At 73.4% G+C, this 14,771-nt stretch carries 12 protein-coding genes and 1 tRNA gene; 3 read left to right on the top strand and 10 right to left on the bottom strand.

Annotation, left to right across the window (positions count from 1 at the left end; translation table 11 throughout):
• The first annotated feature begins 68 nt into the window (after window positions 1-68).
• From ACK8HX_RS11020 to ACK8HX_RS11010, 3 genes are all read left to right on the top strand, one after another.
• A complete protein-coding gene (locus ACK8HX_RS11020) occupies window positions 69-1,430 on the top strand; it encodes an MFS transporter (protein WP_411940747.1) in 1,362 nt (453 codons plus the stop codon).
• A 178-nt stretch (window positions 1,431-1,608) separates the two neighbouring features.
• Window positions 1,609-2,070 (top strand): DUF3817 domain-containing protein, encoded by a 462-nt coding sequence (locus ACK8HX_RS11015; RefSeq protein WP_411940746.1) that lies wholly within the window; start codon window positions 1,609-1,611, stop codon window positions 2,068-2,070.
• 62 nt (window positions 2,071-2,132) lie between these two features.
• A tRNA-Ser gene (locus ACK8HX_RS11010) sits at window positions 2,133-2,220 on the top strand.
• A gap of 143 nt (window positions 2,221-2,363) precedes the next feature.
• On the opposite strand, the gene ACK8HX_RS11005 is transcribed toward ACK8HX_RS11010, so the two are convergent.
• The 10 genes from ACK8HX_RS11005 to ACK8HX_RS10960 form a co-directional block, all read right to left on the bottom strand.
• Window positions 2,364-3,392 carry a hypothetical protein gene (locus ACK8HX_RS11005; RefSeq protein WP_411940745.1) on the bottom strand — a complete coding sequence of 343 codons (1,029 nt, stop codon included), beginning with the start codon at window positions 3,390-3,392 and terminating at the stop codon, window positions 2,364-2,366.
• 325 nt (window positions 3,393-3,717) lie between these two features.
• Window positions 3,718-4,674 carry a BadF/BadG/BcrA/BcrD ATPase family protein gene (locus ACK8HX_RS11000; RefSeq protein WP_411940744.1) on the bottom strand — a complete coding sequence of 319 codons (957 nt, stop codon included), beginning with the start codon at window positions 4,672-4,674 and terminating at the stop codon, window positions 3,718-3,720.
• A gap of 13 nt (window positions 4,675-4,687) precedes the next feature.
• Window positions 4,688-5,611 (bottom strand): carbohydrate ABC transporter permease, encoded by a 924-nt coding sequence (locus ACK8HX_RS10995; RefSeq protein ID WP_411940743.1) that lies wholly within the window; start codon window positions 5,609-5,611, stop codon window positions 4,688-4,690.
• Entirely contained in the window at window positions 5,608-6,507 is a 900-nt protein-coding gene (locus tag ACK8HX_RS10990) for a carbohydrate ABC transporter permease (protein WP_411940742.1), read from the bottom strand. The genes ACK8HX_RS10995 and ACK8HX_RS10990 overlap by 4 nt, the downstream gene beginning before the upstream one ends.
• 78 nt (window positions 6,508-6,585) lie before the next feature.
• A complete protein-coding gene (locus tag ACK8HX_RS10985) occupies window positions 6,586-7,872 on the bottom strand; it encodes an ABC transporter substrate-binding protein (protein WP_411940741.1) in 1,287 nt (428 codons plus the stop codon).
• Window positions 7,869-8,870 carry an N-acetylmuramic acid 6-phosphate etherase gene (gene murQ / locus ACK8HX_RS10980; RefSeq protein ID WP_411940740.1) on the bottom strand — a complete coding sequence of 334 codons (1,002 nt, stop codon included), beginning with the start codon at window positions 8,868-8,870 and terminating at the stop codon, window positions 7,869-7,871. Before murQ ends, ACK8HX_RS10985 begins: the two co-directional genes overlap by 4 nt.
• 45 nt (window positions 8,871-8,915) lie before the next feature.
• Window positions 8,916-9,812 (bottom strand): MurR/RpiR family transcriptional regulator, encoded by an 897-nt coding sequence (locus ACK8HX_RS10975; RefSeq protein WP_411940739.1) that lies wholly within the window; start codon window positions 9,810-9,812, stop codon window positions 8,916-8,918.
• Window positions 9,813-9,817: 5 nt separating this feature from the next.
• Window positions 9,818-11,545 (bottom strand): serine hydrolase, encoded by a 1,728-nt coding sequence (locus ACK8HX_RS10970; protein WP_411940738.1) that lies wholly within the window; start codon window positions 11,543-11,545, stop codon window positions 9,818-9,820.
• Window positions 11,542-12,852: an exo-beta-N-acetylmuramidase NamZ family protein gene (locus ACK8HX_RS10965; protein WP_411940737.1), complete on the bottom strand. Its 1,311-nt coding sequence runs from the start codon at window positions 12,850-12,852 to the stop codon at window positions 11,542-11,544. The genes ACK8HX_RS10970 and ACK8HX_RS10965 overlap by 4 nt, the downstream gene beginning before the upstream one ends.
• 28 nt (window positions 12,853-12,880) lie before the next feature.
• Window positions 12,881-14,686, bottom strand: coding sequence for a glycoside hydrolase family 3 protein (locus ACK8HX_RS10960; RefSeq protein ID WP_411940736.1), 1,806 nt, complete (start codon window positions 14,684-14,686; stop codon window positions 12,881-12,883).
• Window positions 14,687-14,771 lie beyond the last annotated feature (85 nt).

The raw sequence follows: 14,771 nt of genomic DNA, 5'->3' as shown, positions 1-14,771 counted from the left end.
CCTGACGACGCGCCGGTCACGACGAGCCTCCCGCGGCTCCCACGCCCTCCGCACGAAAGGCCCATCGCATGAGCACCGTCAGCCAGGACAGCCCGGCCGGCGCCACCACCGACGAACCCGGCCGGACCAGCATCGTCAAGGTCGTCTTCGCCAGCGTCGTCGGCACGGCCGTCGAGTGGTACGACTTCTTCCTCTACGGCTCGGCCGCAGCCCTCGTCTTCGGCGTCCTCTTCTTCCCCGAGAGCGAGCCGCTGACCGCGACGCTCCTCGCGTTCGGCACCTACGCCCTCGGCTTCGTCGCGCGCCCCCTCGGCGGCATCGTCTTCGGGCACTACGGCGACCGGGTCGGCCGCAAGAAGATGCTCGTCACCTCCCTGTTCATGATGGGTGCGGCGACCGTCGCCATCGGCCTGCTCCCCACGTACGCGACGATCGGCGTCGCCGCGCCGATCCTGCTCCTCGTCTGCCGACTGGTGCAGGGCTTCGCCGTCGGCGGTGAGTGGGGCGGCGCCGTCCTCATGGTCGCCGAGCACGGCAAGGACGAGCACCGCGGCTTCTGGTCGAGCTGGCCGCAGGCTGGTGTCCCGCTGGGCAACCTCCTCGCGACCGCCGTGCTGTGGGTCCTCTCGGTCGTCCAGCCCGAGGACGCCTTCAACAGCTGGGGCTGGCGCATCCCGTTCCTGCTCTCGGCGGTCATGGTTCTCATCGGCCTGTGGGTCCGCCTCAGCCTCGAGGACTCCCCCGTCTTCGCCGAGGCCAAGGCCGAGATCGACAGCCGCGACGAGAAGCACCTGCCGATCCTCGAGGTCGTCAAGCGCTACCCCAAGGAGGTCTTCCTCGCCATGGGCATGCGGATGGCCGAGAACATCTCCTACTACATCTTCACGATCGTCGTCATCACGTACGTCACCACCTACCTCGACCAGCCCAAGGGCGTCGTCCTCGGCGCGCTGCTCATCGGTGCCGCGGTCCAGGTCGTCCTCATCCCGCTCATCGGGGCGCTGTCCGACCGGGTCGGCCGCCGACCCCTCTACCTCGTCGGCGCGGTCGGCGTGGGCGTGTGGGGTTTCGTGTTCTTCTCGCTCATCGACTCCCTGAGCAGCGGGAGCATCCTGCTGGCCGTCGTCGTCGGGCTGGTCTTCCACGCGCTCATGTACTCGCCGCAGGCGGCGTTCTTCTCCGAGCTGTTCGGCACCTCCGTGCGCTACACCGGCGCGTCGGTCGGCTACCAGCTGGCGTCGATCTTCGCGGGTGCGCTCGCGCCGATCATCGCCCTCCAGCTGCTCGGCTCGGTCGAGACGAAGAACACGACCGCGGTCGGGATCTACCTCGCCGTCGCGGCGGTCATCACCGTCGTCTCGGTGCTCCTCGCCAAGGAGACGAAGGCGACCTCGCTCCGGCACGACCGGGTGCTGCCCGAGGCGCACTGACGCCGCCCCGTCCTCCGACGGCCGGTCCCGCACCACGCGGGGCCGGCCGTCGGCGTCCGCGGGGGTCGCCGGGTCCGCGGCGGGACCGGAGGTGGGCTGCCGACGGCCGTGTGGTGGGCCGGATGCCGGCGGCTCGCGGCCGTGGGTGACGATGGAGCTCCCCGACCCGGAGGCCGTCATGACCCCCCGCACCCTGTTCACGTGGCTCGCCCGAGCCGAGGTCATCACGTGGACCCTCCTGCTCATCGGCATGTGGCTGAAGTACCTGACCCGCGCCACCGACCTGGGCGTGCGGGTGTTCGGGCTCGCCCACGGGGTCGTCTTCCTCGCCTACGTGCTGGCCGTCCTCGTGCTCTGGGTCGACCAGCGGTGGCGGCTGCGCGAGGTCGTGGCCGCGCTCGCCGCCGGGGTGGTGCCGTTCGCGACCCTCTGGGCCGAGCGCCGCGTCGAGCGAGCCGGCCTCGCCCCGCGCCACTGGCGCCTCGGGCCCGGTGGGCAGGCCGCGTCCTCGGTCCCGGAGCGGGTCGTGGGGGCGGCCCTCGCCCGGCCGGCGACCGCCTCGGTCGTCGCCGCGGCCGGAGTGGGCCTGATGACGGCGGCGCTGCTCGTCATCGGTCCCCCACCCACGCCGGGTGCGTGACCTGCGCGACGCCCGTCGGCCCGATTTCTGGCAGGACCGTGGCCTCTAGTAACCTCGCCCGCGGAGGATTCGCATAGTGGCCTAGTGCGCACGATTGGAAATCGTGTTGGGATAAAACCCTCGGGGGTTCAAATCCCCCATCCTCCGCCAGCAGAAGCGCCCCACGAGCTCGCTCGTGGGGCGCTTCTGCTGTGCGGTCGGACGGGGGGGTGCCAGCACCGAAGACGGCGGTTCGAGGTGGAAGAGGACCTCCAGGGGGTCGGGTTCCACCTCGACCCGGCCGGAGGTGGCCGTCACGCGAGGGGGTCGCGCACGTGGGTGCGGGTCCGCTCGTCGTGGAGCTCCACGAGCCGCCGCTCGTCCTCCCCGGGCACCGGCCCGGAGGCACTGATGAGCCGGCAGGTCGACCACCCCAGCGCCGCGTCCTCGTACTCGTCGACCCACCGCAGCCAGGCACGCTCCAGCTCCTCGGACGGGCAGGGCCACCCCACGTGCAGCGCCGCCATCCCGACCCTGAACGGCTTGGGGGTGAGCCGCGCCCGGTAGCTGTCGTGGGTGGAGCAGAGCTCGACGTAGAGCGGGTCGGACCCCAGCTGGGTGAGGATGTCGCGCCCGCGCTCGGACATCGGGGGCGCGTCGGCGCCGGTGACGATGACGCGCAGCCCGGCGCGGGTCCGGTACACCCGCACGCCGAGATCGGGATGGCGCTGGGCGAACTCCCAGACCGGCTCGCACGCCAGGGCCTCGGCGACGCTCGGCCCACCGCTGCCCGTGGCCGGCCTCGGCCCCCCGAGCCCGGCAGAGAACATCCCGTGACCGCCCGCCGAGGGCGACGGTGGCGCGTCGAGGCCGGCGGCGTCCTCGCCCCGCCGGTCCTGCGGCTTCGGGTCGGGGCGGCCCATGACGAGCCGACGGAGGAAGGAGGTCACGCCGCCACCGGTGTCGGAGGGCCACCGGCGCCGCTCTCCCGCCCCGTCCTCGAGCTCGGGGACGTCGACGTCGGCGATGAGCAGGACGTCGGTGCACAGGACCTCGCACCCCATCCGGTTGCGGGTCACGACCGCGAGGCGGCGGCCGTCGTGGCCGCGGACCTCCTCGAGGACGGGCTCGCGCAGCGGGGTCCGCGGGTAGTACCCGCGCGTGGAGGGCAGGCGCCCCTCGACGCGGATCCGATCCAGGAGCTCGGCGAGGCGGACCCGGCCGACCTCCAGGGCCTCGTCATCGGACTCGGTCGACCAGCCCCACACCGCGACCGTGCCGCCCGACGACCCCAGGTCGGGGCTGAAACCCTCGACCTTGACCCAGTGCTGCGGCACCTCCATGGCGGGGAGTCTGTCAGGCCACGGGCGCCGCCGGGCTCAGGCGGAGGGCGCCGGCCCGGTCGACTCGCGGACGACGAGCTCGGTGGGGAGGACGGTGCGCCGCGGCGCGCTCGGTTCACCGGTCAACCCGTGACGGGCACTCCCTCAGCGCGGCGCCTCGCGGCGCGTGTGCTCAGGTGGTCGCCCCGACAGCCGCTCGAGCACACGCCGCTGGAGGGCCGCGGCGCGTGGGCTCAGGTGGTCGCCCCGACAGCCGCTGGAGCACACGCGGCCGCAGACCTGGGGGTGCACGGTCCCCGCAGGCGCGGCAGCCCGGGGCGGGTCGTCAGGGGCGGGGGGCGAGGTGGACGTAGCGCTCGTGGGTGGGCACCGCACCCGTGCGCGCGAGCAGCTCGCCGAGGTGGAGGGCGCCGTCGAGCGCACCGCCCTTCGCCTCGACCGGTGCGGGGCCCACGGCCGCCACCGCCTCGACGAACGCGTCGTGCACGACGTGGGCGCCGAGCAGCCCCCCGGTCCCGACGAGGACGGGGGCGGCGAGCGGGGCAGCGGCCGCGAGGAGGGAGGCCGCGAGCGCGCGCCCGGCCCCGGACGCGATGGCCCCGGCCACGGGGTCGCCCGCGGCGGCCGCCGCCGTGACGAGGGGGGCCGCCGAGGCGAGCACCTCCGGGGCGTCCGGCCCCGTCATCACCCGTCGGGGCCAGGTGTCGCACGGCCCGAGCAGGCCCTCCGCGGCAGAGAGCAGGCCCGCGGAGCCGCCCACCACACCGTCGCGGTGGCGCAGGGCGGCCCGCAGGCCCTCGAGCCCCACCCACGCCGCCGACCCGCGGTCCCCGAGCACGTGCCCCCACCCGTCGACCCTGACCCAGGTCTCGCCGAAGTCGCTCCCGAACGCCACCGCGCCGGTTCCTGCCGCCACGACCGCCCCGGGGCGCACCCCACCCACCGCGCCGACGAGGGAGGCCACGGCGTCGCTGACCACGGCCAGGGCCCGAGGACGCAGCGCGGCGGCGACCGCGGCGAGCACCTCCGCCGGGTCGGCGAGGTGGAGCAGCCCGCGCATCGACCAGCACACGGCGTCGAGCCCCGTCGACCCGGCCGACGACCCCGGCCCGCCCGCCGCGCCCAGCAGGCGGGAGGCATCGGCGGCCAGCGCCGCGACGTCGACCCCTCCCGGCCCCACGCGCGCCCCCGGAGCCCGCAGCACCGGCCCCGGCACCCCGGAGCGGGACGCCACGAGGCGCAGGCCGGACCCGCCGACATCGACCGCCACGACCGTGCTCACGGCCGTGAGCCGATCACTTCGACATGCCCGCGGTCAACCCGGCGACGATCTGCTTCGTCGCGAAGAGGAAGAGGATGACGAGCGGCACCGTGGTGATGACGAGCCCGGCGAACACGGCCGCGTAGTTCGTGGCGTTCTCGCCGAAGAACGTCGTCAGGCCGACGGGCAGCGTGTACTTCTCCTCGCGCCGGAGCAGGACGAGGGGGAAGAGGAAGTCGTTCCAGATCGGGACGAAGCGGAACACGGCCACGGTCGCGAGGGCCGGCCGGACGAGCGGCACCATGATCCGCCAGAACGCCTGCCACGCCGTGGCGCCGTCGAGGAGGGCCGCCTCCTCGAGCTCCTCGGGCAGCTGCCGGAAGAACGTCGTGAGGACGAAGACCGAGAAGGGCACACCCGACGCCGCGTACATGAGCGTGAGACCGAGCCGGCTGTCGATGAGCCCGATGCCGTCGAAGAGGAAGAAGATCGGCAGGATCGCGAGGTGGATCGGGAGCATCAGCCCGGAGAGGAACAGCGACTCCAGCCAGCGGAAGACCCGCGAGCGGCCCCGCGCCAGCGCGTACGACGCCATCGTCGCCACGGCCGTCGAGATGGCGACCGCGCCGAGGGTGACCATCAGGCTGTTGCCGAAGTACGTCGCGAACGAGCCGGCCGTCCACGCCTCCCGGTACGCGTCGAACGACAGCGGCCACGGGGCGCCCAGCGGGTCGGAGATGAGGTCGGCGTTGGTGCGGAACGAGCTGCTGACCATGAGCAGCAGGGGCACGAGGGCGAACGCCGCGTAGGTCCACAGCAGCACGCTCGCCGTCGCCCCACCGACGGGACGGCCCCCGCGACGACGGCGGCGCGGCGAACCCCCCTCGGGGGCAACGGCATCCGACTCGATGTCGACACCGCGGTCGTCGGTGCCGATGCCGGCGGGCACCACGCTCATGAGGTGATCCTCCGTTCGTGGCGGCGGAGCACGGCGGTCGCCCCGAAGGCCCCGCCGAAGATGAGGAGGAAGAGCAGGGTCGCGAGCGCCGAGGAGGTGCCGATGGCGTCCGTCGCGCCCGAGTCGAACGCGGTCCGGTAGAACAGCAGCGAGAGGAAGTCGGTGGCCCCGGCGGGGTTGCCGGTCGAGCCGCCGAACGCATACGGCAGCGCGAACGCCTCCATCGCGAAGATGAACGTCAGGACGCTGACGGTGCCGATCGCGGGGACGAGCAGCGGGAGGGTGATCCGCCGGAAGGTCTGCAAGTACGACGCCCCGTCGACGCGGGCGGCCTCGGACAGCTCCTCGGGCACCCCGCCCAGCGCGGCGCCGTACAGCAGGACCGGGAAGCCGATCCACTGCCACACCGACACGAGGATGACGACCCACAGCGCGGTGTCCGGGTCGCCGAGCCAGGGCAGTGCCCAGCTCTCGAGGCCGACGGCGGTGAGGAGGCTGTTGACGGGGCCGAACGTCGGCGACAGGAGCAGGGTCCACAGGTAGCCGATGACGATCGGGCTCACGAGGTACGGCATCGCGTAGAGCGTCTGCAGCGCCCGCCGGGTCCGTTCGCGCCGGTGGAGCAGGAAGGCGATCGACAGCCCGACCGTGTTCTGCACGAGCATCGTGCCGACGAAGAACAGGACGTTGTGGAGGAGGGCGCGGGGCAGGTCGGTCGTGAACGGGGCCCGGGTCAGCAGGGTGACGAAGTTGTCGAGCCCGGCGAAGCCGCCGCGGGCCGTGCCGCGCCACTCGAAGAACGCGTACGAGAACGCGGTGAGCATCGGGTAGAGGACGAACACCCCGAACAGGAGGAGGGCCGGGGTGACGAAGAGGAGGCCGGTACGTCGTCGCATGGAGGGGCTTCGGGGTCGGGACCGCCGGTCACCCGGCGGCCGGGCACGAGGTGCGCCGGCCGCCGGGGTGGCCGAGGGTCAGCTGACGGGCTTGAACCAGGTCTTGACGCCGGTGTCGAGGTCGCTGCTCACGGTCTTGGCGTCCTTGCTGCCGAGGAACATCTCCTGCACACCCTTCCCCAGCAGCTCGGTCCCGGTGGGGGTTCCGTACCGGAAGTCCGTGAGGAGGAGGTAGGGCGAGCCGTTGCTGTCGTAGTTGGCGCTGATCTCCTCGAGCACCGGGTCGGCGTAGGTCACGCCGGGGACCGCGGAGATCTGCTTCACCTCGTCGGCGACGAGCTGGCCGAACTCGGGCGTCGCCATCCACTTCACGAGCTCGAGGGCGGCCTCCTTGTCGGGCGACTTGGAGTTGACCGCGAAGTTGCCGTCGGCCCAGCCGGCCGTCGTGGCCTCGGAGCCGGCGGGCGCGCCCGTGGCCGGCGGCACCTGGAGGACGCCGATCTCCATCTCGGGGTTGCCCTTCTGGAGGGTCGCGAGGTCGTAGGAGCCGCCCGGGTACATCGCCGCCCTGCCCGCGGTGAACAGCGTCATCGCGTCGGTCACGGCCACGCCGGTGACGTTCTTCGGCATGTACTTCTCGAGCGACTTCAGCACCTCGACCGAGGCGACCCAGTCGGGGTCGGTGAAGTCCTTCTCGCCCGTGAGGACCGCCTCCTGGAAGGCGGCGCCACCGAAGCGGGCGCCGCCGAGCACCTCGTGGACGATCGGGAGCGTCCAGTCGTCCTTCGCCCCGACCGCGAGCGGCGTGACGCCCGCGCCGAGGAGGGTGTCGTTGGCCTTGATGAAGTCGTCCCACGTCGTCGGGACGTCGATCCCGTTGTCCGCGAACAGCTTCTTGTTGTAGAAGAGCACCGTCGCCTGCCGGGCGAGCGGGACGGAGTAGATCTTCCCGTCCTCCTTGCCCTTGGCGCTGGCGACGACGTTCTCGTCCCACGACGACAGGTCGACCTGGCCGTCGAGCGGCAGGAGGGCCCCCGACGCGACCGTCGCCTGGAGCTGGCCGTACGAGCGGACCTGCGGGATGTCGGGACCGTCGGAGCCGGCCAGGCCCGTGGCGAGGATCTTGTTGTACTCCGTCGCCTTGAACGGCTTGAACTCGACGGTGACACCCTCGTGCTTGCTCTCGTAGACGTCGAAGATCTTGTCGTAGGCCGCCTGGTCCTCGACGCGCCACGACCACACGGTGAGGGTCGTGCCGTCACCCTCACCGGAGGTGCCGGTGTCGGAGGACGGCGCGCAGGCCGTGAGGGCGAGGGCGCCGGCACCGATCGTGACGGCGAGGTGCTTCCAGGAACGCGGGGTCATGCGGGATCTCCTGTCGGGACGGTGGCCACGGGGTGGGCCGCAGGGGTGGTGGTGCGCGGTGACGCGGGGTGGGGTGCCGCGCCGTTGGGTCCGGTGGCGCCGAGGGCGGCGAGGGCCCGCGCCACGGACCCCCCGTTGCCGCGCAGGGCCGCGCGGGCCTCCTCGGCCCCGGAGCCGCAGAGCAGGGTGACGAGCGCGGGTTTGAGCTCGCCGTCGGCGTCCTCGAGGGCGCGGCGGGCGTCGTCCTCGGAGGCGCCGCTGGCCTCGCGCAGGATGCGCAGCACCCGGCCGCGGAGCTTGGCGTTCGTCGCGACGACGTCGACCATGAGGTTGGACCAGGTCCTCCCCAGCCGCACCATGACGGCGGTCGAGAAGGCGTTGAGGACGAGCTTCTGGGCCGTGCCCGCCTTGAGCCGGGTCGACCCCGTGATGGCCTCGGCCCCGGTCGCGACCGGCAGGAAGTGGTCGGCGAGGGGGGCGAGCTCGGCCTCCGGGTTCGAGCTGACGAGGGCGGTCACGGCGCCGCGCTCACGGGCCAGGGCGAGCGCCCCGCCGACGTAGGGGGTGCGCCCGGAGGCGGTCAGGCCCACGACGACGTCGGCCGCGGTCACGGCGTCGACGTCGGCCCGGCCCTGCTCGGCGTCGTCCTCGACGTTCTCGACGGCGCGCACGAGCGCCTCGCCGCCCCCGGCGTGGTGCGCGACGACGAGCCCGTCCGGGGCGTTGAAGGTGGGCAGCAGCTCGGCGGCGTCGAGGACGGCGAGCCGGCCGGAGGTCCCCGCGCCGACGTAGTGGATGACGCCACCGGCCTCGACGGCCGCGACGGCGAGGTCGACGAGCGCGGCGAGGGCGGGGAGCACCTCGGCGACGGCGCCCGGGACCGTGGCGTCCTCGGCGTTGAGGACCCGCAGGATCTCGAGGGTGGAGAGCCCGTCGATCCCCGCCGTCCCGGGATGGCGGTCCTCGGTGGGCGCGCTGACAGTGGCCTCGGTGCTCACCCGGAGGACGGTACTTTCTTACGAACTTCCCGTCAAGAGTGTGAATCAGTGACGGACATGGTGTCCGGCGACCGCCCGCCGGGTGTCCTCGACGGCCGTGCGGGCCCGGTCGAGGTCGAGCTGCGCGACGGCGATGTAGAGGCAGTCGACGACGGTGAGGGCCGCGATCCGGCTCGCCGTGGCACCGGAGCGCAGGCTCGACTCGCGGGCCGCCGTGGCGAGGACGAGGTCGGCGTCCCTGGCGAGGCGCGACAGCGGGAAGTTCGTGATGGCGACCGTCGTCGCGCCCTTGCCGCGCGCGAGCGCGAGCGCCTCGACCGTCTCGGTCGTCGTCCCGGAGTGCGAGATCCCGATGGCGACGTCGCCGGGTCCGAGCAGGGTGGCGCTGGTCAGCGCGACGTGGGGGTCGTTCCAGCAGAACACCATCGAGCCGATCCGGTGCAGCTTCTGCTGGAGGTCCTTGCCGACGAGGGCGCTGGCCCCGATGCCGTAGACGTCGACCCGGCCGGCGCCCGCGATGGCCCGCGCCGCCGTCGACAGGGCCCCGCGGTCGATCGTCTCGGCGGTCTCCTCGACCGCGCTGGCGTCGGCGTAGGCCACCTTCGCGATGACGTCGTCGATGGAGTCGTCGGCGCTGATGTCGGACGTCGGCGCGGCCTGCGTGCGCGGCTGGGTGCCGGCCTCGGCGAGGGCGAGCCGCAGCTGGGGGTAGCCCGGCAGCCCGAGGCGCTTGCAGAACCGCAGCACCGTGGTCTCCGAGGTCCCGGCCGCCACCGCGAGCTCGGTGATGGTCAGCCCCGCCGTGCCTCGGGGGTCGCCGAGCACCCGCTCGGCGACACGGTCCTCGGCGGGCGAGAGGGAGGGCCGCAGCCCCCTCAGCTGCACGAGCAGCGAGGGGGCGACGGCGTGGCCCGTGGCGGCGGGCTCGGGATCGCGCGGCATGCGCCCTACGCTACGGCCCGCTCGCGCAGGAGGGTCCACCCCGCCGCCGTGAACGCGCCGGGGTCGCGCTCCCCGTCGAGGACCACACCCGCCGGGCTCGTGGCCCGCACGCCGTCGACGACCACGCCGCGGCCGAGGTAGGCCCCGTCGGTGGTCGTCCTCCACCGCAGGAGGAGGTCGCCGGCCGGCAGGTCGGCGCGCACCTGGGTCCAGCGCCGCTCGAAGGTCCCGGCGATGACGCCGTCGGTCTCCAGGGCCGTACCGCGGTCGCGGTGGGTGAACGGCAGGGCCTGCCACGTCGCTCCGCCGTCGGAGGACGTCTCCAGGGCGAGCGGGTCCGTCTCCTCCGTGTCGAGGAAGAGGTCGAAGGCCAGCTTCGCGCCCTCGGCCGGGACCTCGACAGGGGCCGTGAGGGTGGCCGTCGTCGCGTCGGACCCTCCCGAGTACCAGGCGGACCCGCCGTCCCTGGGTGCGAGTGGCATCGCGGCGGCGAGGCCGTGGGCCCACTCGCGGCGGGCGATGTTGTTGCTCCCCCAGGTGCGTGACGGGTGGACGCGGTTGGTCAGCAGGATCGCGAACGACCGCGAGGCGAAGTCGATGACGAACGAGGTGCCCGTGTACCCGGTGTGGCCCGCGGTGCGGGGTCCGGAGAGCGCGTCCATGTACCAGCGCTGGTCGAGCTCGAACCCGAGGCCGTGGCTGTCGCCGGGGAACGCCTCGGTGAAGTTCGTGGTGAGCAGCCCGACGCTCTCGCGGCCGAGGATGCGGCGCCCGTCGTACGTCCCGCCGTTGAGGAGCGCCTGGGCGAGCACGGCGAGGTCGTCGGCCGTCGAGAAGACCCCCGCGTGGCCGGCCACCCCTCCGAGCGACCACGCGTTCTCGTCGTGCACCTCGCCCCGCACCATCCCGCGAGGGGGCGTCGCCTGGTACTCGGTGGCCGCGGTGCGTGCGCGGTCGGTGGGGTTGTAGCCCGTGTCGTCCATGCCCAGCGGCTCGGTCACCTCGGCGCGGACGACCTCGTCGAGGCCCTTCCCGGTGAGCCGCTCGACCATGACGCCGAGAGTGATGAGGTTGAGGTCGCTGTAGAGGTAGGTCGAGCCGACCGGGTTGGTGAGCTTCTGGTCCATGACCGCCTTGACCCGCGACGCCTCGTCCGGGTAGCGGCTGTGGAGCGGCAGCCAGGAGGTGAAGCCCGAGGTGTGGGTCAGCAGGTGCCGGACCGTCACGGCCTCCTTGCCGTTGGCGGCGAACTCGGGCAGGTAGGCGGCGACCGGCGCCTCGAGGTCGACGGTGCCGTCCTCGATGAGCTGGACGGTGACGATCGAGGTGAACAGCTTGCTCACCGACGCGAGGTCGAAGACGGTGTCCTCGCGCATCGGGACCCACTGCTCGCGCGGGAGCTCGGTGGTGCCGTCCTTCCAGCGCAGGGCGTGCCCGCTCGTGTGCCGGCCGACGACCCTGCCGTCGTGGCCCATGATCCCGACCGCGCCGGCGTACATCGGCCGCCCGCCCGCCGGGGCGGTCTCGTGCGACTCGACGAGCTCGCCGGCGCGGGCGATCGGCGCCGGGTCGAGGCCGGCGTCCTCCGGCGAGGTCTCGCGCAGGACGGTGGACGCGGGCATGAACCCCTCCCGGGGGTCGTCGAAGTCGTGGGCCTGCGCGGGTGCGGCGACGACGAGCGAGGCCGCCACGGCACCGGCGAGGACGCCGGCGGCACGGCCGGGACGGGTCACGAGACGGGCCCGCGGTAGATGAGGTACTGCTGACGGCGGGCGTCGAACGCCGCCAGCTCCTCGCGCCAGGCGCCGACGACCTCGTCGGCGGAGGCCCCGGCGTCCACCTGCTCGCGAAGCCGGGTCGAGCCGGTCAGCTTGTCGATCCAGTACGGGCGCGCGGCGTCCCAGCTGTCCCTGCGCCACTGGAAGTCGGCGACGGTGGCCTTGGCGGCGACGAGCATCTCGGCGCCCAGGCGCGGCCCGTCGACGGCGCGGGGGTCGGTGACGTGCACCTGCACCCCTCCGCAGACCTTGCCGACGTGCTTGTTGACGACGGGGTTGAAGTACGCCTCGCGGAACTCCACGCCGGGCACGTCGCGCCCGGCGAGCCGCTCGGCCCAGCGGTGGTCGACGAAGGGCGCACCGATGAGCTCGAAGGGCCGCGTGGTCCCGCGCCCCTCCGACAGGTTCGTCCCCTCGAACAGGCAGGTGCCGGGGTAGACGAGCGCGGTGTCGGCGGTCGGCATGTTCGGGCTCGGCAGCACCCACGGCAGGCCGGTCGCCGCGTGGGTCACGTCGCGGCGCCAGCCGGCGACCTCGACGACGTCGAGCCGGGTGAGCCGCCTGCCCTCCTCGGCCTCGAGGAACTCGCCGTCGAAGAAGCGGGCCAGCTCGCCGACGGTCATCCCGTGGGCCTGGACGATCTCCTTGGCGCCGACCCCGGAGGTGAAGGCGGTCGTCATCATCGGGCCACGGGCGGTGCCGCCGACCGGGTTCGGCCGGTCGAGGACGACGAACGAGGCGCCGGCGCGGACGGCCGCGCGCATCGCCGTGTACATCGACCAGATGTAGGTGTAGAACCGCGAGCCGACGTCCTGGATGTCGAAGACGACGGTGTCGACCCCGGACTCGGTGATCATCCGGGCGAGCGTCGTGGCCGAGGCGCCGTACGCGTCGTAGACGGTGACGCCGGTCCGCGGGTCCACGAAGGTCTCCTCGGCCTCGCCCGCCTGGGCCGTGCCGCGGAACCCGTGCTCGGGGCCGAACACCGCCTGGAGGTCGACCGTGCCCGAGTCGTGCATCTCGTCGACGATGCTGCGCAGGTTCGTGAGGATGCCGGTCGGGTTGGTGAGGACACCGACCTTCCGGCCGGCGAGCGCGCGCCAGCCGTCGGCGGCGGCGCGGTCGGCGCCCGGGGTCACCGGGCGGGCCGGCATGGGTGACGCGCCGGTGGCGGCCAGCGACGGGGCAGCGGCCCCGAAGGTCGTGGCGGCCGCACCGAGGGCGGTGGCGGTGATGAGCTGGCGGCGGTCGAGGCCGGGCATGGGGGGCTCCTGGGGGTGGGGAGGTCGGTCAGTACCGGAGGCCGTGGCCGAACGGGTACAGGACGGTGTCGGGGTCGTCCTTCGTGGGGATGTCGACGGGGAGGGTGCCCGTGGGCTTCACCTCGCCGGTGATGACGCGCGCCACGGCCTCGATCGCGACCGGGCTGTACGAGTACGTCGCGAGGTAGGTCTGCACGTCGCCGAGGTGGGCGATGTCGTAGGGGTCGCGCGTCGCGACGACGACGACCGGGATCCCGGTCGCCCGCAGCTGCGCGACGAGCTTCTGCTGGCCGCGGTTCTTGTCGGTGACCTTGGTGTCCCAGGCCTTCATCGTCGTGACGACCACGGCGTCCTGTCCGGCGGCCTTCGCGACGGCGGCGGCGACCGCGGCGTCGGAGGGCGAGGTCCCGGTCTGGTGGACCGTGGTGGTCGCGCCCTTGGCCGACAGGCCGTCGGCGAGGATCCGGGTCGTGGTGACGCCGTAGCCGGTGACGAGGACCTTCTTGCCGGACACCGCCATCGGCAGGACGCGGTCGTCGTTGCGGACGAGGGTCGTCGTCCGGTTCGTCACGGCTGCCGCGGTGGCGAGGTGCTCGGGCGTCCCGACGCGCTCGGCGACCTTCGCGACGTCGACGAGGGCGTCGTCGACGAGCCCGCGGTGGTACTTGAGCGCGAGGACGCGACGCACCTTGTCGTCCAGGTCCCCCTCCGCGATCCGGCCGGACTCGACGGCCCCGATGACGGCGGCGTACGCCGCGTCCATCGCGGGCGTCATCAGCAGCTGGTCCGCGCCGGCCAGGAGAGCCCGGACGGCGACCTCGGCGTCGCTGTAGAGCGCCCGCACGCCCGCCATCTCGAGGGCGTCGGTGATGATGACGCCCTCGTAGCCGAGCTCCTCGCGGAGCAGGCCGGTGAGGATGGGGTGGCTCAGGGTCGCGGGGAGGCCGGAGTCGTCGAACGCCGGCACGGCGAGGTGCGCCGTCATCACCATGTCGATGCCGGCGGCGAAGGCGGCCCGGAACGGCGGTGCGTCGAGCTCCTCCCACTCCTCGCGGGTGTGCGTGATGACCGGGAACGCGACGTGGCTGTCGGTGGCGGTGTCGCCGTGGCCGGGGAAGTGCTTGGCGGAGGCCGCGACGCCGCCGTCCTCCTGGTAGCCGCGCACCTGCGCCGCGACCATCTCGGCGGCCAGCTGCGGGCTCGAGGAGAACGACCGCGTGCCGATGACGGGGTTGAGCGGGTTGACGTTGGTGTCGGCGACGGGCGCGAAGTTCGTCGTGACACCCATCGCGCGAAGCTCCGTGCCGGTGATGGCGGCGGCGGTGCGGGCGTCCTCGGTGCTGCGGCCGGCGCCGAGCGCCATCGAGCCGGGGAACTGGGTGGCGGGCGGGCCGATGCGCGTGACGACGCCCTGCTCCTGGTCGATGCTGATCGTCAGCGGCACGGCGGCCTTCGAGGGGCGCTGGGCGGCCGCGCGCTGGAGGCCGTTCGAGAGCCCGGCGATCTGCTGCGGGTTCTTGACGCTGTCGGTCCACGCGAAGTAGATGACGCCGCCGAGCGCGTACTTCTGGACGACCTCGGCGGGGCTCGCGACGCCGTAGAGCGGGAGGTTGCGGCTGTCCGGGGTCGTGGCGTCGCTGCCGTAGACCTGCTGGACGAACAGCTGGCCGACCCGCTCGCGCAGGGTCATCCGGCGCAGTGTGGCCTCGGCCCAGCCGCGGGCCGCGGGGCCGGGTCGGACGGGGGCCGCGACGGCGGTCGGGAGGGTCGCGCCCGCGAGCGCGAGGACGAGCCCTCCGGTGAGGGCGGTGCGACGGGTCAGCGTCCGGGACATCAGGGTCTCCTCCGAGCGTTACTTGTTCACAACTCTGCGACAGATCTTGCAACTTAGTTACCGATCTCGGGGAGGTCAACGGGAG

Origin of the sequence: Oryzobacter faecalis (genome assembly GCF_046764005.1) — a bacterium.
In the GTDB taxonomy this organism is placed as follows: domain Bacteria; phylum Actinomycetota; class Actinomycetes; order Actinomycetales; family Dermatophilaceae; genus Oryzobacter; species Oryzobacter faecalis.
Note: the sequence above shows the minus strand (reverse complement) of the source record. Positions and strands in the feature narration are given on the sequence as shown.